The organism is Pseudomonas sp. A34-9 (assembly GCF_029543085.1).
Taxonomy (GTDB): Bacteria; Pseudomonadota; Gammaproteobacteria; order Pseudomonadales; family Pseudomonadaceae; genus Aquipseudomonas.
Genome location: NZ_CP119967.1, coordinates 3,271,099 through 3,288,953, shown reverse-complemented (window position 1 = coordinate 3,288,953; position 17,855 = coordinate 3,271,099). Strand labels below are relative to the sequence as shown.

Annotated in this window: 16 protein-coding genes; 7 read left to right on the top strand and 9 right to left on the bottom strand. The window is 58.2% G+C overall.

Going from position 1 to position 17,855, the window contains the following annotated elements; genetic code table 11:
• Positions 1-92 precede the first annotated feature (92 nt).
• A complete protein-coding gene (gene pssA / locus P3G59_RS14590) occupies positions 93-1,436 on the bottom strand; it encodes a CDP-diacylglycerol--serine O-phosphatidyltransferase (protein WP_277757770.1) in 1,344 nt (447 codons plus the stop codon).
• Between the two features lie 216 nt (positions 1,437-1,652).
• Here pssA and P3G59_RS14585 point away from each other — a divergent pair, with 216 nt between their 5' ends.
• Together P3G59_RS14585 and P3G59_RS14580 are read left to right on the top strand one after the other, a co-directional pair.
• Positions 1,653-2,216 carry a TetR family transcriptional regulator gene (locus P3G59_RS14585; protein ID WP_277757769.1) on the top strand — a complete coding sequence of 188 codons (564 nt, stop codon included), beginning with the start codon at positions 1,653-1,655 and terminating at the stop codon, positions 2,214-2,216.
• Between the two features lie 54 nt (positions 2,217-2,270).
• Positions 2,271-2,750, top strand: coding sequence for a nuclear transport factor 2 family protein (locus tag P3G59_RS14580; RefSeq protein WP_277757768.1), 480 nt, complete (start codon positions 2,271-2,273; stop codon positions 2,748-2,750).
• 108 nt (positions 2,751-2,858) lie between these two features.
• Here the strand turns inward: P3G59_RS14580 and sfnG are convergent, their stop codons facing one another.
• Positions 2,859-3,941 (bottom strand): dimethylsulfone monooxygenase SfnG, encoded by a 1,083-nt coding sequence (sfnG, locus tag P3G59_RS14575; protein WP_277757767.1) that lies wholly within the window; start codon positions 3,939-3,941, stop codon positions 2,859-2,861.
• 359 nt (positions 3,942-4,300) lie between these two features.
• On the opposite strand from sfnG, the gene P3G59_RS14570 reads away from it, so the two are divergent.
• The gene (locus tag P3G59_RS14570; protein ID WP_103302453.1) at positions 4,301-5,080 is read left to right on the top strand and encodes a TSUP family transporter; all 780 of its coding nucleotides are present in this window, start codon (positions 4,301-4,303) and stop codon (positions 5,078-5,080) included.
• Here the strand turns inward: P3G59_RS14570 and nudC are convergent.
• The 4 genes from nudC to P3G59_RS14550 form a co-directional block, all read right to left on the bottom strand.
• On the bottom strand, positions 5,048-5,878 hold the full coding sequence (gene nudC, locus P3G59_RS14565) for an NAD(+) diphosphatase (protein WP_122598156.1): 831 nt from the start codon (positions 5,876-5,878) through the stop codon (positions 5,048-5,050). The genes P3G59_RS14570 and nudC overlap by 33 nt on opposite strands.
• A 6-nt stretch (positions 5,879-5,884) precedes the next feature.
• On the bottom strand, positions 5,885-6,697 hold the full coding sequence (locus P3G59_RS14560; RefSeq protein WP_277757766.1) for a crotonase/enoyl-CoA hydratase family protein: 813 nt from the start codon (positions 6,695-6,697) through the stop codon (positions 5,885-5,887).
• A gap of 216 nt (positions 6,698-6,913) precedes the next feature.
• The gene (locus tag P3G59_RS14555) at positions 6,914-7,837 is read right to left on the bottom strand and encodes a CorA family divalent cation transporter (protein WP_277757765.1); all 924 of its coding nucleotides are present in this window, start codon (positions 7,835-7,837) and stop codon (positions 6,914-6,916) included.
• 7 nt (positions 7,838-7,844) lie between these two features.
• Positions 7,845-9,419 (bottom strand): RimK family protein, encoded by a 1,575-nt coding sequence (locus P3G59_RS14550; protein WP_277757764.1) that lies wholly within the window; start codon positions 9,417-9,419, stop codon positions 7,845-7,847.
• Between the two features lie 92 nt (positions 9,420-9,511).
• On the opposite strand from P3G59_RS14550, the gene P3G59_RS14545 reads away from it, so the two are divergent.
• Positions 9,512-10,612: a peptidase C39 family protein gene (locus P3G59_RS14545; RefSeq protein WP_277757763.1), complete on the top strand. Its 1,101-nt coding sequence runs from the start codon at positions 9,512-9,514 to the stop codon at positions 10,610-10,612.
• A 108-nt stretch (positions 10,613-10,720) separates the two neighbouring features.
• Here the strand turns inward: P3G59_RS14545 and P3G59_RS14540 are convergent, their stop codons facing one another.
• On the bottom strand, positions 10,721-11,875 hold the full coding sequence (locus P3G59_RS14540) for a PQQ-dependent sugar dehydrogenase (RefSeq protein WP_277757762.1): 1,155 nt from the start codon (positions 11,873-11,875) through the stop codon (positions 10,721-10,723).
• Between the two features lie 52 nt (positions 11,876-11,927).
• A complete protein-coding gene (locus tag P3G59_RS14535) occupies positions 11,928-12,248 on the bottom strand; it encodes a hypothetical protein (RefSeq protein ID WP_277757761.1) in 321 nt (106 codons plus the stop codon).
• Positions 12,249-12,437: 189 nt separating this feature from the next.
• Here P3G59_RS14535 and P3G59_RS14530 point away from each other — a divergent pair, with 189 nt between their 5' ends.
• The gene (locus tag P3G59_RS14530) at positions 12,438-13,298 is read left to right on the top strand and encodes a Ku protein (RefSeq protein ID WP_277757760.1); all 861 of its coding nucleotides are present in this window, start codon (positions 12,438-12,440) and stop codon (positions 13,296-13,298) included.
• Positions 13,299-13,455: 157 nt separating this feature from the next.
• Here P3G59_RS14530 and lpxO read toward each other — a convergent pair whose 3' ends face one another.
• A complete protein-coding gene (gene lpxO / locus P3G59_RS14525) occupies positions 13,456-14,355 on the bottom strand; it encodes a lipid A hydroxylase LpxO (protein WP_277757759.1) in 900 nt (299 codons plus the stop codon).
• A 379-nt stretch (positions 14,356-14,734) separates the two neighbouring features.
• On the opposite strand from lpxO, the gene P3G59_RS14520 reads away from it, so the two are divergent.
• Together P3G59_RS14520 and P3G59_RS14515 are read left to right on the top strand one after the other, a co-directional pair.
• A complete protein-coding gene (locus tag P3G59_RS14520; protein ID WP_007914779.1) occupies positions 14,735-16,321 on the top strand; it encodes an ABC-F family ATPase in 1,587 nt (528 codons plus the stop codon).
• 279 nt (positions 16,322-16,600) lie between these two features.
• Positions 16,601-17,788 carry an MFS transporter gene (locus P3G59_RS14515; RefSeq protein ID WP_277757758.1) on the top strand — a complete coding sequence of 396 codons (1,188 nt, stop codon included), beginning with the start codon at positions 16,601-16,603 and terminating at the stop codon, positions 17,786-17,788.
• Positions 17,789-17,855 lie beyond the last annotated feature (67 nt).

Sequence of the window (17,855 nt, the reverse complement as noted above, 5' to 3'; positions counted from 1 at the left end):
GTAGAAAAGATCGCAGCCTTCGGCAGCTCCTACATTGGGCGGTGTACACCGTGTAGGAGCTGCCGGAGGCTGCGATCTTTTGCTTTTAATCGTTAGAGAATCCGGTAGAGCAGCCGCTCGATCCGCACCCTACTCACCCGTTTGAGAAACTTGGCCACGCCCGCCGGGTATTCAGGCAACGTCTCCAGAGTATTAAAACTCTCGATCCGCGTGGTATGACGGAAGATCTCCTCCAGCTCCTTCGCTCGCGGCTCCAGCCATTCGCCCTTCGGGTCATCGATCAACAACGCATTTTCCAGGTCCAGGCGGAACGCCCGTGGATTGAGGTTGTTGCCGGTCAGCAGCGTATAACGCTGGTCGATCCACATGCCCTTGAGGTGATAGGTATTGTCGCCGTCACGCCACAGGTGCAGGTTCAACTGACCGCTGTCGATGTTGCGTTGATGCCGTTTGGCAAAGCGGCGCAGGCTGATCTCGTACAGATACGGCAGCGCGGCGATCACCTTGAACGGCTCGCTCGGCGGGATATAGAAGTCGTTGGCGGTCTTGTCGCCGACGACGATGTCGATCTTCACGCCACGCGCCAGCGCACGGTTGATCTCGCGAATCACGCCCAGCGGCAGGTTGAAGTACGGCGTGCAGATGGTCAGTTGCTTTTGCGCGCTGGCGATCAGTTCGAGAATGGCGCGGTTGAGCGGGTTGTTTTTGCCGACGCCGAGCAACGGAGTGACTGACAGGCCTTCTCTGGCGGTACTGCCGGTGGCGGTGTCGTACGTCGCGTATTTGAGACGGCTGCGCAGATCACCGATGTCATTGCGCAAGCTACGCGTGGTCGGCAGGTTCGGCAGGTCGAGGCGGTGCACCGCTTTCGATTCGATCAGGCCGTGCTTGACCAAATGATGCATCGAGTCGGCCAGTTCGCGGCTTTGCAGGACGTGATAACGGTCGAAACGGTACTTGTCGAACTTGTGCAGATAGACGTTGTTCAGGCTCGCGCCGCTGTAGACCACGCAGTCGTCGATCACGAAGCCTTTCAAATGCAGCACACCAAACAACTCGCGAGTCTGCACCGGCACGCCGTACACCGGCACTTCGCTCTGGTGCGAGCGGGTCATTTCCTGATACCACGCCGAGTTGCCCGGCTGCTTGCCGGCGCCGATCAGCCCGCGCTGGGCACGCAGCCAATCGACCACCACAGCGATTTCCAGCTCTGGGCGCTTGAGCTTGGCGGCGTGCAAGGCATCGAGGATTTCCTGACCGGCTTCGTCTTGCTGCAGATACAGCGCAACGATGTAGATGCGCTGGGTCGCAGTGGCGATTTTCTCCAGCAGGCAACGACGGAACTCGGCGGCGCCGGACAGAATGGTCACGGCCTCGGCGGTCAGCGGGAAGCTGCGCAATTTGGGCAGCAGGGAACGTTTGAAAAGCAACGGCATAGGGCTCGCAAAGGGTCGAATCCGAAGAACCCGAGAGCTTACACCATCGCATCCTTCGGGTCTTGTTAGTGTCTGTAATGGCGTCTTCGCGAGCAGGCTCGCTCCCACCTTTGAAACGCATTCCCCTGTGGGAGCGAGCCTGCTCGCGAAGACGATTTCACAGTCGACAAAAATACCCGCTTGACCAAGGAGAACAATCGTTCTACTGTTTGCCACATGAACGAAATCACTAGCAACGACACACGCGACATCATCCTGGATGTCACCGAAAAGTTGATCTATAAAAGTGGCATCGCTGCCACCAGCATGGACCTTCTGGTGAAAACCGCCGGTGTTTCCAGAAAAAGTATCTACCGTTACTTTGCCGACAAGGACGCCTTGACCGTCGCTGCGCTGCAACGCCGCGACATACGCTGGATGCACTGGTACCGAAGCGCTGTCGATCAGGCCGAAACCCCGGCAGATCGCCTGCTCAACCTGTTCACGGTGCTCAGGAGCTGGTTCGCCTCGGAAGGTTTCCGTGGCTGCGCCTTCATCAACACCAGCGGCGAGACCGGCGATCCACAGGATCCGGTGCGCCTGGTCGCCAAAGAACACAAACAGAAGCTGCTCGACTACGTGTGCGAGCTGTGTACCGAACATGGCGCCGAGGACCCGCAACTGCTGGCCAACCAGTTGCTGATCCTGATTGACGGTGCCATTACCGTAGCGCTTGTGATGGGTGATCACAGTGCCGCCGATAATGCGCAATGCATGGCGCGAAAGTTATTGGACCTGTAACGCCTTAATAAGCCGGACTTGTTGTTCAATTATTAATTAGATCGGGAGACTGATATGTCTACTGCAGCCCATGTACGTCCGCCATTGCCGCCCTTCAACCGTGAATCGGCCATCGAGAAAGTTCGTTTGGCCGAGGATGGCTGGAACTCTCGCGATCCGGAACGGGTATCGCTGGCTTACACCCTCGACACCCAATGGCGTAACCGCGCCGAGTTCGCCACCAACCGCGAAGAAGCCAAAGCCTTTCTGACCCGCAAATGGGCGAAAGAACTGGATTACCGTTTGATCAAGGAACTCTGGGCTTACTCTGATACCCGCATCGCCGTGCGTTATGCCTATGAGTGGCACGATGATTCGGGTAACTGGTTCCGCTCTTACGGCAATGAAAACTGGGAATTCGATGAGCAGGGCCTGATGTTCCAGCGCTATGCCTGCATCAATGACATGCCGATCAAGGAAAGCGAACGCAAGTTCCACTGGCCGCTGGGCCGGCGCCCGGATGATCATCCGGGGCTTTCTGACCTCGGTCTGTAACAATCGACCCTGTAGGAGCCGCCGAAGGCTGCGATCTTTTGATCTTGATCCTAAAAAACAACATCAAAAGATCGCAGCCTTCGGCAGCTCCTACAGGGGATGTGGGGTTCAGGCGACGGCGGCGGTCTTTTCGGCCTCCAGCTCACGCACCAGTGGCAGTACCCGCCGCCCGAAATATTCCACCTCCTCCTGAAAGTGCAAAAAACCCGCCAGCACCAGATCCACACCCACCGCTTTCAACGCCACGATCCGCTCGGCAATTTGCAGCGGCGTACCAATCAGATTGGTCTTGAAGCCATCGTTGTACTGCACCAGATCCTCAAACGTCGATTTCGCCCAGTTGCCCTCACCTTCCGGCGACGACCTGCCCGCCTGTTTCGCCGCGTCGCCAAAAGCATTCACTGCTTCTGGATCGGCCTGATCGATGATCTGTGCAAGCACGGCCCTTGCCTCTTCTTCGGTATCACGAGCAATGACAAACGCGTTGACGCCAACTTTCACCGAATGATTATTCGCCGCTGCTTTGGCACGAATATCGTCAACCTGCGCCTTGATCCCCTCAACGCTGTTGCCATTGGTGAAATACCAGTCCGAAACCCGCGCAGCCATGTCCCGCGCCGCCCGGGAGCTGCCGCCCTGGAAGATCTCCGGACGCCCCAGCGGTTTTGGTTTCAGGCTGTAATTGTCGAAGCGGTAGAAGTCGCCGCGAAAGCTGAAGTTGTCCTGACTCCACACGCCTCGCAATGAGCGAATGAACTCTTCGGAACGACGATAACGCTCGTCGTGCTCCAGCCAATGCTCGCCGATGGCCTGGAACTCGCCCTTGAACCAGCCGCTGACGATATTCACCGCGATACGGCCATTGGTGAGTTGATCGATGGTCGCCAGTTGCTTGGCCGCCAATGCTGGTTGCCACGGACCGGGCAAGATCGCTGCGATCACCTTGAGTTTGCTGGTGGCCGCAAGCAATGCGTGACTGAACGCGACGGACTCGTGCTGGAATTCGGCGCCATAACCGGCAGTGAAACGGATCTGCGTCAGCGCGTATTCGAACCCGGCCGCCTCGGCGATCTGCGCCAGTTTGCGGTTGTAGTCGATGCCCCAGTCGGTGCGTTGTTCGATCTTGCTGACCACCAGCCCACCGCTGACGTTCGGCACCCAGTAGGCAAATTTCACGGCTTGCTGACTCATTGGCGTGTCCTCGGGACATTTGTGGAAGTGGGAGTGGTAGAGCAGCAAGCGTGCCAGGGCTGGAATGCCCGGTTTTGTTGGGTTTCCCGGTTATTCAGATGTTTTTTTAAGGGGGATTTGTTGGCGGGATGTTGAGTGTGCAACAGTAAGTTTTGCAGTGGCAGGTAAGCTGCCTTCGCGAGCAAGCTCGCTCCCACAGGGGATTTGTAGTGAATATAGATATTGCGAACAACCCAAAAACTGCAGGAGTGAGCCTGCTCGCGATTGGGCCTTACGGGTCGCCGCAACAGTTCGATACAGGTAACATGACCGCCCTCCCCGCAGCTCATGTTCTGCGCCCTGCCGAATAAGCCGATTCCATGCCTTTCGAACTCAGCGTTGACCTCACCACCCTCGCCATACTGGCCCTTGTCGCTTTCATTGCCGGTTTCATCGACGCCATCGCGGGCGGTGGCGGTCTGTTGACCACGCCTGCGCTGTTGACCGCTGGCCTGCCGCCGCACCTGGTGCTGGGCACCAACAAATTGAGTTCGACGTTCGGCTCGGCCACCGCCAGTTTCACCTTCTACCGCCGCAAGCTGTTCCACCCTCGGCAATGGGTGCACGCGATTGTCGGCACGCTGGTCGGCGCATTGACCGGCGCCATCGTTGCGCATTACCTGCCGGCGGAATGGCTGAACAAGATGCTTCCGGTAATCGTCTTCGCTTGCGGTCTGTATCTGCTGTTCGGCGGCACACCAAAAGCGCCGCTGGACAGCGACGCCCCGATCAAAAAGAAATGGCAGTCGACCCAAGGCTTCAGCCTCGGTTTCTACGACGGCGTGGCCGGTCCCGGCACGGGCGCGTTCTGGACAGTCAGCAGCCTGCTGCTCTACCCGATCGACCTGGTCAAGGCCAGTGGCGTGGCGCGTAGCATGAACTTCGTCAGCAACATTGCGGCGCTGTCGGTGTTCGTGTTTTCCGGGCAGGTGGACTGGATCATCGGCCTGAGCATGGGCCTGTCGGTGATGGTCGGCGCCTTCTTTGGCGCGCGCACCGCGATCAGCGGTGGCGCCAAGTTCATACGCCCGGTGTTCATCACCGTGGTGTTGGGTTTGACCGTGCGCCTAGCCTGGCAGCACTGGTTCAGCGTGGCCTAAGCGCCGCGCCACGTAGACGTCGATCAGGTAACGGGCAATCGACTTGGACGCCGGCAACGGCGGCAGGTCGTGCACGTTGAACCACTGGGCGTCTTCGATCTCGTCTTCCTGACAGACAATCTCGCCACCGGCGTATTCGGCATGAAAGCCGAGCATCATCGAATGCGGGAACGGCCAGCACTGGCTGCCCATGTACTGAATGTTCTGCACCTCAATCTGCACTTCCTCACGCACTTCGCGAATCAGACAATCCTCGGCCGACTCGCCCGGTTCGGCGAACCCGGCCAGCGTGCTGTAAACCCCGGTGACGAAACGCGGTGAACGCGCCAACAGAATCTCGTCGCCACGGGTGATCAGTACAATCATGCTCGGCGAAATACGCGGATAACTGCGCAGATCGCACGGCTGGCAATACATCGCCCGCTCACGCGGCACCTGTGTCATCGCCTGGCCGCAGTTACCGCAGAACCGGTGCTCGCGGGCCCAGGTGCCAATCTGCGCGGCATAACCGAGCACTTTGTAAATCGTGTGATCGCCATCGAGCATGAACGCCCGCAGGCCTTTCCAGTTGCAGCCCGGTACCTCGCTGGCGCTGCGCAGTTCAAGCAGATACACCGGCTCGCCATCGAGATGGCCGATGCCATGCTCGGCGAGGACCGACAAGTCCTGACGCTTGAGCCATTCGCGCGGGAACAACGCGCCGTTGTCGTCAAACAGAAAGCCTTCCGGGCTGCGCGCCACGGCCCAGCCGCCCGGTTGATCAGTGTCCAGTACTGCAGTGGTCCAGCGAGATGTCATGGTTTCTCAGTCCAGGAATTCGGGTTTCTGTTTGCTCATATGGGCGGCCATGGCCACGCGCAAGTCGGTGGATTGCAACATGGCGGCGTTCCAGGTGGCAACGTATTCAAGACCGTCGTCGATGCGATGGTCGCGCATGTAGCTGATCATTTCCTTGGTACCGGTGACCGCGATCGGCGACTTCGCAGCGATCTCGCGGGCGATATCCAGTACGCCTTCGAGCAGCGCGTCCTTGTCGCTGTAGACGCGATTGACCAGGCCGATGCTGCGCGCCTCGTCAGCGCCAAAGGTACGCCCGGTGTAAGCCAGTTCACGCAGCATGCCGTCACCGATGATCCGTGGCAACCGTTGCAAAGTGCCAACATCGGCGGCCATGCCGATATCGATTTCCTTGATCGAGAATTGTGCGTCTTCGGCGGCATAACGCATGTCGCAAGCGGCAATCAGGTCGATGGCGCCGCCCAGGCAATAACCTTGAATGGCGGCGATGACGGGTTTGCGGCAGTTGTCGACGGCGTTGAACGAGGCTTGCAGGGTCAGAATCTTTTTGCGCAGCAGGCGAGCATTGCGGCCGACGTCCTTGCCCAGTTCATTGGCGACGCTGGCGAGCATCATCAGGTCGATGCCGGAGGAAAAGTGTTTGCCGTTGCCGCTGAGCACCACCACGCGCACTTCGTCGGTGTCGTCGATCCACTGGAAGATCTCGACGATCTCGCTCCAGAACGCGGCGTTCATCGAGTTGATCTTTTCCGGGCGATTGATCTGCACATGGGCGATGTTGTCGGCCAGTTCGACGCTGAAGGCGGAGTATTGAGTCATGGCAGTGATCCTTTACCGGGCTGAAATAAGGCCCGAACTATAACAAGGCATCACGGTGGCGGTTCGGCCAAATGCGGGACTGCAGCGCGCGTTCTCGGTAGGAGCTGCCGAAGGCTCGGGCCGCGTTCGGACGATCTTTTGATTTTGGCACTTAAAAACAAAATCAAAAGATCGCAGCCTTCGGCAGCTCCTACATAGGTAGCTTGCACTAGCCGATTATTTGGCCAAACGCCGCAGCCCCAACAACATCCCCCCTGCCCCCAGCAACATCGCCAGCAAAAACACCGGATAGGAAATCCACCAAGGCGTGCCCGCCGTCATCATGCTGAATTCCGACATGCCGCCAATGCTTGCAATCAGGTTCAACGGCAGAAACACCACGTTGATCAGCGTCAGTTTGCGCAGCAGGTTGTTCATGCTGTTGTTCATCAGGTTGCCACGCGCATCGATCAGGCCGGAAAACACCGTGGAGTAGATCTCTGCCTGCTTGTAGCACTGGTTGTTCTCGATGATCAGATCGTCGATCAGGCCGATCGCCTCACTGGCGAAATGCTGCTTCTCGGCATGATTGCGCAGCCGCGTAAGCACCGCGCCGTTGCTGTGCAGCGCGTTGATGTAATAGATCAGGCTTTCGCTGAGGTTGAACATCTGCACCAGATGCTGGTTTTGCATCGAGGCGTTGAATTTCTGTTGCAGTTCACGGGCGACCAGTTTGATCACTTTCAGGTGCCCGAGGTAGTGATGGATGTTGTTGAACAGCAGGTCAAGCAACACATCCAGCGGCGTGTTCAACGGCTGGCGGGTGCCGAGGCCGTGCAGCGGCGTGTCGTCAGTGGCGATCACCAGCAATTGTCCCGGCGCGAACAGCAAGCCGCAGGATGACACCTCGAATGCCAGGCTGCCGCCACCGGAATAATTTTCCGGACGCTTCCAGATCAGGAACAAATGGTCGGGATGGAATTCGATGCGCGACACCTCGTCCGGGTCCAGCGCGGACGCCAATGCATGTTCATCGACCTTGAAATGACTGTGCAGCAAGTCGCGCTCGGCGGCATCGGGGTTGCTGAACAGCATCACCTCGGCATCCAGTCGCTCAACACGCTGCAAGGCACCGTGGCTCAGTGCGAAGCTGTTGATCATCGGTGCGTCACCAGGCCTGACCGCGACGTTTGAGTTCCAGGCGCCGCACGAACTCCTCCAGCACCAATGAGTAAAGATCGTCGTGCAAATAAGCGTCTTCAATACCGGCGTCGAGGTTGGGGTTGTCGTTGACTTCGATCACCACCACTTTGTCGCCGGCCTGCTTCAGATCGACACCGTAGAGGCCGTCTCCGATCAGGTTGGCGGTCTTTACCGCCAGTTCAACCACCGCACGCGGCGCCTCGTGGATCGCCATCGTGCGGCATTCGCCGTTGACGTCCTGGCCTTTGGCCTTGTGGTTGTAGATCTGCCAATGACCCTTGGACATGAAGTATTGGCAGGCGAAGATCGGTTTGCGATTGAGCACGCCGATGCGCCAGTCGTACTCGGTGTAGAAAAACTCCTGAGCCAGCAGTAACACCGAGTGTTCAAACAGTTCAGCAGTGGCTTCGAGCAAGGCCTGCTGGCTTTCTACCTTGATCACACCACGAGAAAAACAGCCGTCGGGAATCTTCAGCACCAACGGAAAACCAAGGCGCTCACCCACTCGCTCGAAGTCTTCGGGTCGCTCCTTGTAGAGAATTTCGGTGGCGGGCATGCCCAGTTGATGGCTGTTGAGCAGGTCGGTCAGATAGACCTTGTTGGTGCAGCGCAGAATCGACGTGGGGTCATCCATCACCACCAGTCCCTCACTCTCGGCTTTCTTGGCGAAGCGATAAGTGTGGTTGTCGACGCTGGTGGTTTCGCGGATCAGCAAGCCGTCGTACTCGGCGAGACGTGCGTAATCCTTGCGTTCAATCAGTTCGACGTCGATGCCCATGGTTTTACCGACCCGGACGAAATTCGTCAGTGCCTTGGCGTTGGACGGCGGCAACGCCTCCTGTGGATCGTGCAATATTGCCAGGTCGTAGCGCGCCACTTGCGGCGAGCGCGGCACACGCCAGACTTTACGACTGAAACCGTCCAGCGCATTGGCAAACTGATCTTCCTGATCATCACGCAACTTGTGCAAGGCACCAGACTTTATGCCTTCGATGTGCCAGCCGTTAGTTCTGCGAAACTCAACTAACAGAATCGGGCAGGGAAACACTTCAAACAATTGTCGGGCCAGATCCTGTAATGGCTCAATGTGGGTTCGACCGAAATACAGCGTCAGCGTAAAGCCTTCGGTATCACTGTAGAGGTGATGACTGAGGGCTTTCTCAAGGGTTTTATCGAGATCGTCCAATGCGAGACCGTACAGTGATTTTTTCGTCAGTTCGCTGATGGTCCGCACCGATGGGATCACTTTGTGTCCGCGTGCCTCGGCGAGCAACGAGCAGTAGTAACCGTGGCCCAGGTACTTGTAGCTGCGACACAGATTGATCACCTGCACGCGCTTGCCCGGCTCGCTGTCACAGCTGTGCTCGAGGTATTCCTGCGCCGTCAGGATGTCTTCGCTGGGGAAATAGGAGGCCCAGTCTTCCTTGCGCTCAACAATAATCAAAACCTGACTGGATGTTTTAATCGCTGATTTTAAATAAGTTGCCGCCGGCAAACTTTGCTCGGATACTTCGCGCCAATGACCCTGTACCGCTGACATAGAGATTGATCCGTTGGAGAACAAGACCATTTCTATTAAGCACGAAGTTTTTTGAAAGTCTCGTTTCGTTACGCAACTTTTACGGTGGTCATATGAAAGCTGTTTTTCGTTTGGCGGTAGTTGAAGACTTGCCGGCGCTGCTGGCACTGGAAATGCAATGTTTCACCACGGACCGGCTCACCAGTCGCAGCTTTCAATGGATGATCACCCGCGCCCACGGGCAGTTGCTGGTGGCAGAGTGCGACGGCCAACTGCTGGGTTACGCGTTGGTGTTGTTCCATCGCGGCACTTCGCTCGCGCGGCTGTATTCCATCGCGATCGCCGTTGAGGCGCGCGGCACGGGCCTGGGCAAGGCATTGCTGCAGCGCATTGAAGCGATGGCCCTGGAGCATGACTGCGCGTACCTGCGCCTGGAGGTGCGCCTCGACAACCCTGCGGCCATCGCGCTGTACGAGCGTAATGGCTACCGGCGTTTTGCGCTGATTCACGATTACTACGAAGACCACGCCGATGCGCTGCGGCTGGAGAAACGCATTCTTCAGCACCGTGATTCGCGCAGCATCAAGGTGCCTTACTACCCGCAAACCACCGACTTCACCTGTGGGCCGGCGTGTCTGTTGATGGCGATGGGTGCGCTGCAAGCGGATCGCTCATTGGAGCGTCGAGAGGAACTGCAGGTCTGGCGGGAAGCGACCACGGTGTTCATGACCTCCGGCCATGGCGGTTGCAGCCCGCAGGGATTGGCATTGGCGGCGTGGCGTCGGGGGTTTCGCGTGCGTATGGCGCTGAGCATGAGTGGGCCGCTGTTCCTCGACGGTGTGCGTGACGCGCATAAAAAAGACGTCATGCGCTTGGTACACGAAGAGTTCACGGCGCAATTGCAGGAGACCGATGTCGAGTGTGTGATCGGTGCGTTGCTGGATCTGCCGCGACTGCTGGATGCCGGTGGGCAGCCGTTGGTGTTGATCAGCAGCTATCGACTGACGCGCTCCAAATCGCCGCACTGGGTGGTCGTGACCGATTGTGACGAAGACTTCGTTTACCTGCATGACCCGGATGTTGACCACAGCCAGCATCGACAGCCCATGGATTGCCAACATGTGCCGGTGAGTCACGGGGAGTTCGAGAAAATGTGCCGGTTTGGCCGGGGAAAATTGCGTGCGGCGGTGATTTTGTATACCCGAGAAACGTGAACACCCACCTGTAGGAGCTGCCGGAGGCTGCGATCTTTTGATTGAAAAAAACAGGATCAAAAGATCGCAGCCTCGTTGCACTCGACAGCTCCTACAGGGGAATACCCGTCAAGGTGTGGGCTTCAGGCCGATTTTGTACAAAGAGCCCTTCTCTTCATCCGTCAGCACATACAAGTAACCATCCGGCCCTTGCCGTACATCGCGAATCCGCTGCTTGAGTTCGCCCAGCAAGCGCTCCTCGTGCACCACCTTGTCACCATCGAACTGCAAGCGGATCAGTTCCTGAGTCACCAGCGCGCCGATAAACGCATTGTGTTGCCACGGCTTGAAACGATCGGCATCGTAAAACGCCATACCGGTAACGCCCGGCGATTTCTCCCACACATGGTGCGGCGCGACAGTGCCTTCGGCGGTTTGACCCTGGGCTTCCGGGATCGGCTGCATCGAGTAATTGATGCCATGGGTCGCCAGCGGCCAGCCGTAGTTCTTTCCGCGCTCGATGATGTTCACCTCATCGCCACCGCGCGGGCCGTGCTCGTTCTCCCACAGCGTGCCGGTCCACGGATTGAGCGCCGCGCCCTGCGGGTTACGCACGCCGTAAGCCCAGATCTCCGGCCGAACGCCGGACTGGCCGACAAAGGGGTTGTCATCCGGCACCTTGCCGTCCGGGTAAATGCGCACGACTTTGCCTTGCAGCTTGTCGAGATCCTGCGCCGTCGGCCGGTCGTTGTTCTCGCCCAGGGTAATGAACAAATAACCGTCGCGATCAAACACCAGCCGTGAGCCGAAGTGATTGCCGACCGAAAGCTTCGGTTCCTGGCGGAAGATCACTTTGAAATCCTTCAGCGTCTTCAAGTCATCCGAAAGCCGTCCACGCCCCACCGCGGTGCCGGCCTTGTCGCCGGCACCGCCACCTTCGGCGTAGGACAGATAGACCATACGATCCTGTTTGAAGTCCGGTGACAGCGCGACATCCAGCAACCCGCCCTGCCCCTTGGCCCAGACCTGCGGCACACCGGAGATCGGCGCCGACAGTTTGCCGTCGACGGCGACCACGCGCAGATTGCCAGGGCGTTCAGTGACCAGCATGCCCTGGCGATCCGGCAGAAACGCCAGCGCCCACGGATGTTCAAGGCCGGCGGCAATGGTTGTGACTTCAAGGGTGCCCTGTTCGCTTTGCAACTCTTTGGGAGCGACGGCAAAAGCCGGTGCGCTGATCAGCGCACCGGCACACAGTGTGGCTAGAAGGGTTTTACGCAACATGCACGATTCCTTTTGTTCGTTTGCAGGGCCGGCAGAACCTCAGTCCTGCCGCTCAACGGTTGCTGTCTCCGCTGCGCGAAGGTGGGTTGGGAATGAACGTGGGTGGCGTGCTCGGCACCGAGCGGAGCGGCTGGCCGTTACCAATGCCCCGGTTCTCGACCGTAGGCTGACGCGGCGTCGGTACAGTGTTCGGCCCCCGAACGGGCGGAGCGCTGGGCTGAGTGCCCTGCATACTGTTGGGATTGGCCCGGCGGATCGGACTGTTGTAGGGATTATTGCTGTTGCCCGTCGGGCTTTGCGCCAACAGGACGTCGGCATGAACCAGACCACCACTGAGGGTCAGGACGACGATGCCAAGCAGAATGCGGTTCATGACGCTGCCTCTCGATGGGCCGGGGATAGAGCGTTCGAGTCCACGCTACGCTCAGGGTTCGGATTTGTTAACCCGCCAGCCTTAAACAACATGTAACTCGGTTTGACCGAGTTACTCGAAACCCGCGCATTCCGGGGAAACTTTCAGTCACGGCCGCAGGTCATCCGATCATCACTCGGAGAACTCACCATGGCTCGGGCAATCTGGAAAGGCGCAATCAGTTTCGGACTGGTGCACATCCCTGTCGCACTGGTCTCGGCGACCTCGTCGCAGGGCGTCGATTTCGATTGGCTCGACAGCCGCAGCATGGACCCGGTGGGTTATAAACGGGTCAACAAGGTCACCGGCAAGGAAGTCACCAAGGAGCACATCGTCAAAGGTGTGGCCTATGAAAAGGGCCGTTATGTGGTGCTGAGCGAGGAAGAGATTCGCTCGGCGCATCCCGTATCGACGCAGACCATCGACATCTTTTCTTTCGTCGACGCCGAACAGATTCCCCTGCAGAACATTGACACGCCCTACTACCTGGCACCCGACAAACGCGGCGGCAAGGTTTACGCACTGCTGCGTGAAACCCTGAGCAAAACCAACAAAGTCGCCCTCGCCCGCGTGGTGTTGCATACGCGCCAGTACCTCGCAGCGTTGATGCCGCTCGACTCTGCCTTGGTGCTGGTGAAGTTACGCTGGCCGCAAGAGGTGCGCAGCCTCGATGAGCTGGAGCTGGGCAGCGAAGTGACCAAGCCGCAGTTGGCCAAGGGCGAACTGGATATGGCCAAACGCTTGGTGCAGGACATGAGCGCGGACTGGAAGCCCGAGGATTACAAGGATGAGTTCGAAGACAAGATCATGGCGCTGGTCGAGAAAAAGGCCCATGAAGGCAAGATCGAGGATGTCGAAACGGTGGGTGGCGAGGAAGAGCGCAAAACCGCTGATGTGATCGACTTGACCGAGCTGCTTAAACGCAGTCTGGGTGGGAAAGCGCCGGCGAAGCCAAAGGCGAAAGAGAAGACTGCTCCGGCGAGGAAACCGAAGAAAGCGTCAGGCGGCTGACAGGTTATTTATGCGAGAGTCTTCGTATCGACACTCGCGCTGTAGGAGCTGCGGCACGCTGCGATCTTTTGATTCTGTTTTAAAAACCAGGATAAAAAGATCGCAGCCTCGTTTCACTCGACAGCTCCTACAGGGTCGCGTGGCCACTGCATAGCATTCAGATCAGAATGAACACCGCCAGCAAACCACCGAAGATCGCCCACTTTTCCATGTAGTAACGCTTGCGATTGCGCTTTTTCAGCTCTTTTCCCCGCAGACGAATCTTGTAGATCCGGGTAAACAACCGGTTGATCCCACCGGTGCGGTCGCCAGCATCGTTCGGCGCGCCGGCAGCCGACATCACCGTACGGCTGAACCAGGCATTGAACGCGGCGGCCCAGCGGTACTTCATCGGACGCTCAATATCGCAAAACAGGATGATGCGATTCTTGTCGGTGGTGTTTTCCGCGTAATGAATAAACGTCTCGTCGAACATCACCGCTTCGCCGTCACGCCAGTGGTAGCTCTCACCATCCACGTTGATATAGCAGCCAGCGTCATTCGGCGTGTCCAGGCCCAGGTGATAGCGATAGGAACCGGCATACGGGTCACGGTGACGCACCAGTTTCGAGCCCGGTGGCAGCTCGGCGAACATCGCGGCCTTGATCGAACCAATGCTTTGCACCAGTTCGGTGGTGCGCGGGCACAGCTTCATCGCCGACGGATGGCTTTCGCCGTACCACTTCAGATAGAAACGTTTCCAGCCACTTTTGAAAAAGGAGTTGAAACCGACGTCGTCGTACTGGTTAGAGCGCTTGATCTCGCCGGCGCGCAGCAAATTCTGCCCTTCTGCGCGGATTTCTTCCCAGTGCGCCTGCAACGGGCTCAGGTCAGGAAACTCGCTCGGGTCCAGGTACGGCTTGTTCGGCTTCTTCGAAAACAGATAAAGAAAGCAGTTGATCGGCGCGAGAAACGTCGAATGGTCACTCAGTTGTCGACCGAGCTTGTGGCGCACACGTCCACGCAAATGAACGTATGCAATGGAAATGACATAAATAGCAGCAATGATGAGTTTCACGGAAATCGTCACACGTCAGAAAGTGAACAAACTGCGCGCCCGGCGGCCTGAGGCCCAGCGTCTTATGCAGTGGTCTGAATACACATGGCACGTCCCTGGCCCGCGCCGTAACCGGACGCTCGGTGAAAGGTGGCATTTTAGCCACAGTTTGTAACCGATAGTGAATCTTCAACTGTGAAAAACTGTCCCGTGATCCTGCCAATCGGCGATCGTGGCGTGATCGCCCTATCGTTTAAAGAGCCAGACCAGTACAATCGCCGCCAAACTTTACGCGCCCCCCTGGTTGATGACGGGACTTTCCCGCTTCAGCGCACTTTGACTCGGGCCACGCGCTGCAGCCGCACCCTCGCTTTTTAAGAATGCTTCGCAGGAAAAACTCTTGATTTCTACAGCTAACATCACGATGCAGTTCGGCGCCAAGCCGCTCTTCGAAAACGTCTCGGTCAAATTCGGTGCGGGCAATCGCTACGGTCTGATCGGCGCCAACGGTTGCGGCAAGTCGACCTTCATGAAAATCCTCGGCGGTGATCTCGACCCGTCCGGCGGTCAGGTCATGCTCGAGCCGAACGTGCGTCTGGGTAAATTGCGCCAGGATCAGTTCGCCTACGAAGAATTCACCGTGATCGATACGGTGATCATGGGTCACGAAGAGCTGTGGAAGGTCAAGGCCGAGCGCGATCGTATCTACTCGCTGCCGGAAATGAGCGAAGAAGACGGCATGGCCGTGGCCGAGCTGGAAACCGAATTCGCCGAAATGGACGGCTACACCGCCGAGTCCCGTGCCGGTGAACTGTTGCTGGGCCTGGGTATCGGCATCGAGCAGCACTTCGGCCCGATGAGCGAAGTCTCGCCAGGCTGGAAACTGCGCGTATTGCTGGCGCAGGCGCTGTTCTCCGATCCGGAAGTGCTGTTGCTCGACGAACCGACCAACCACCTGGACATCAACACCATTCGCTGGCTGGAAAACGTTCTGACCCAGCGTAACAGCCTGATGATCATCATCTCTCACGACCGTCACTTCCTGAACAGCGTGTGCACGCACATGGCTGACCTGGATTACGGCGAGCTGCGCCTGTTCCCGGGCAACTACGACGAGTACATGACCGTGGCGACCCAGTCGCGCGAGCAACTGCTGTCGGACAACGCCAAGAAGAAAGCGCAGATTTCCGAGCTGCAATCGTTCGTCAGCCGCTTCTCGGCCAACGCCTCGAAAGCCAAGCAGGCCACCTCCCGTGCCAAGGCGATCGACAAGATCCAGCTGGCCGAGGTCAAGCCTTCGAGCCGCGTGAGCCCGTTCATCCGCTTCGATCAGAACAAGAAGCTGCACCGCCAGGCGGTCATCGTCGAAAAAATGGCCAAAGGCTTCGACGGCAAACCACTGTTCAAAGACTTCAGCTTCCAGGTTGAAGCCGGCGAGCGCGTGGCGATCATCGGCCCGAACGGTATCGGCAAAACCACCCTGCTGCGCACCCTGGTCAACGAACTGACCCCGGACGCCGGCAGCATCAAGTGGACCGACGCCGCCGAACTGGGCTACTACGCCCAGGATCACGCACACGACTTCGAAGACGACGTTACCCTGTTCGACTGGATGGGTCAGTGGACTCAAGGCGAGCAGATGATTCGCGGCACTCTGGGCCGCATGCTGTTTTCCAACGACGAGATCCTCAAGTCGGTCAAAGTGATTTCCGGTGGTGAGCAAGGTCGCATGCTGTTCGGCAAGCTGATCTTGCAAAAGCCGAACGTGCTGATCATGGACGAACCGACCAACCACCTGGACATGGAATCGATCGAGGCGCTGAACCTGGCGCTGGAAAACTACCCGGGCACGCTGATCTTCGTCAGCCACGACCGTGAGTTCGTATCGTCCCTGGCCACGCGCATTATCGAGCTGAGCCCGGACGGCGTGACGGACTTCAGCGGCACCTACGATGACTACCTGCGTAGTCAGGGTGTGGTGTTCTAAAAGCAGCTTCAAGTATTGAGCTGCTAGCTTCAAGCTAAAGCCCTGTCCATGTGACGGGGCTTTTTGCATTCCAAGGTGAGGGATTTGCGGGTGCGGCTACCTTCGCGAGCAGGCTCGCTCCCACAGGGGAATGCATTCCAAAGGTGGGAGCGAGCCTGCTCGCGAAGGGGCCATCAGCCGCTACATCAATCCTCAGGGAAAATAGTTAGCCTGCTTTCTTTTATCTGACACCCACGCCATGATGCGAACTCTCCCACCGCCGCCCGCGAACGAGTCCTCATGTCTGCGCAGCAACTGCCACCGCAAAGCTCCATGGCGATCACCCTGCAGATCGTCTCAATCGTTTTCTATACCTTTATTGCCTTCCTCTGCATCGGTTTGCCGATTGCGGTGTTGCCTGGTTATGTGCACGAACAATTGGGTTTCAGCGCGGTGATTGCCGGTCTGGTGATTGGCTCGCAATACCTGGCCACCCTGCTCAGCCGGCCGATGGCCGGGCGCATGTCCGATACGGTCGGGACCAAACGGGCGATCATTTATGGCTTGTGGGGGATTGTCCTCAGCGGCTTGCTGACGTTGCTCTCCACATTGCTGCAGGACTTCCCGCTGACCAGCCTGATCATTCTGATCATCGGCCGTTTGCTGCTCGGTATCGCGCAGGGCTTGATCGGCGTCGGCACCATCAGTTGGTGCATGGGCCAAGTGGGTGTCGAACACACCGCGAAATCGATTGGCTGGAACGGTATCGCTTCGTATGGCGCGATTGCCATTGGTGCGCCGTTGGGTGTGGTGATGGTCGCCGATTACGGCTTTACCAGCCTCGGCAGCGCGCTGGCGGTACTGGCGGCAGGCGCGCTGCTGCTGATCCGCAACAAACCCTCGGTGCCGGTGATACGCGGCGAACGGCTGCCGTTCTGGGCGGTATTCGGGCGGATCGCCCCGTATGGCGCCAGCCTGACCCTGGCCTCGATCGGCTACGGCACGCTGACCACGTTCATCACCTTGTATTACCTGAACCGTGGCTGGACCGGCGCAGCTTACTGCCTGACGGTGTTTGGTGTGTGCTTCATCCTGTCGCGCCTGATGTTTATCTCGGCGATCAGTCGCTTCGGCGGTTTCACTTCGGCCATCGCTTGCATGACCATCGAAACCGTGGGGCTGGTGATGTTGTGGCTGGCTCCCTCCACCGCGTTCGCCTTGATCGGCGCCGGGCTGGCGGGGTTTGGCCTGTCGCTGGTGTATCCGGCGTTGGGTGTCGAGGCGATCAAACAGGTGCCCAGTTCCAGCCGGGGTTCGGGGTTGGGCGCTTACGCTGTGTTTTTCGATCTGGCGCTGGCGATCGCCGGGCCGTTGATGGGCGCAGTGGCGTTGAACCTGGGTTATTCGTGGATTTTCTTCAGTGCGGCGCTGTTGTCGGTGATCGGGCTGGGCTTGACGTTGTTGCTCAAGCGCCGGGCATTGACCTGAAAAGCAAAGTCAAAAGATCGCAGCCTTCGGCAGCTCCTACAGGGTGTACGGAAGGCTGCGATCTTTT

Coding starts and splice junctions, on each gene's coding strand:
- pssA (WP_277757770.1), bottom strand. CDS start 1,436: ATGCCGTTGCTTTTCAAACGTTCCCTGCTGCCCAAATTGCGCAGCTTC.
- P3G59_RS14585 (WP_277757769.1), top strand. CDS start 1,653: ATGAACGAAATCACTAGCAACGACACACGCGACATCATCCTGGATGTC.
- P3G59_RS14580 (WP_277757768.1), top strand. CDS start 2,271: ATGTCTACTGCAGCCCATGTACGTCCGCCATTGCCGCCCTTCAACCGT.
- sfnG (WP_277757767.1), bottom strand. CDS start 3,941: ATGAGTCAGCAAGCCGTGAAATTTGCCTACTGGGTGCCGAACGTCAGC.
- P3G59_RS14570 (WP_103302453.1), top strand. CDS start 4,301: ATGCCTTTCGAACTCAGCGTTGACCTCACCACCCTCGCCATACTGGCC.
- nudC (WP_122598156.1), bottom strand. CDS start 5,878: ATGACATCTCGCTGGACCACTGCAGTACTGGACACTGATCAACCGGGC.
- P3G59_RS14560 (WP_277757766.1), bottom strand. CDS start 6,697: ATGACTCAATACTCCGCCTTCAGCGTCGAACTGGCCGACAACATCGCC.
- P3G59_RS14555 (WP_277757765.1), bottom strand. CDS start 7,837: ATGATCAACAGCTTCGCACTGAGCCACGGTGCCTTGCAGCGTGTTGAG.
- P3G59_RS14550 (WP_277757764.1), bottom strand. CDS start 9,419: ATGTCAGCGGTACAGGGTCATTGGCGCGAAGTATCCGAGCAAAGTTTG.
- P3G59_RS14545 (WP_277757763.1), top strand. CDS start 9,512: ATGAAAGCTGTTTTTCGTTTGGCGGTAGTTGAAGACTTGCCGGCGCTG.
- P3G59_RS14540 (WP_277757762.1), bottom strand. CDS start 11,875: ATGTTGCGTAAAACCCTTCTAGCCACACTGTGTGCCGGTGCGCTGATC.
- P3G59_RS14535 (WP_277757761.1), bottom strand. CDS start 12,248: ATGAACCGCATTCTGCTTGGCATCGTCGTCCTGACCCTCAGTGGTGGT.
- P3G59_RS14530 (WP_277757760.1), top strand. CDS start 12,438: ATGGCTCGGGCAATCTGGAAAGGCGCAATCAGTTTCGGACTGGTGCAC.
- P3G59_RS14515 (WP_277757758.1), top strand. CDS start 16,601: ATGTCTGCGCAGCAACTGCCACCGCAAAGCTCCATGGCGATCACCCTG.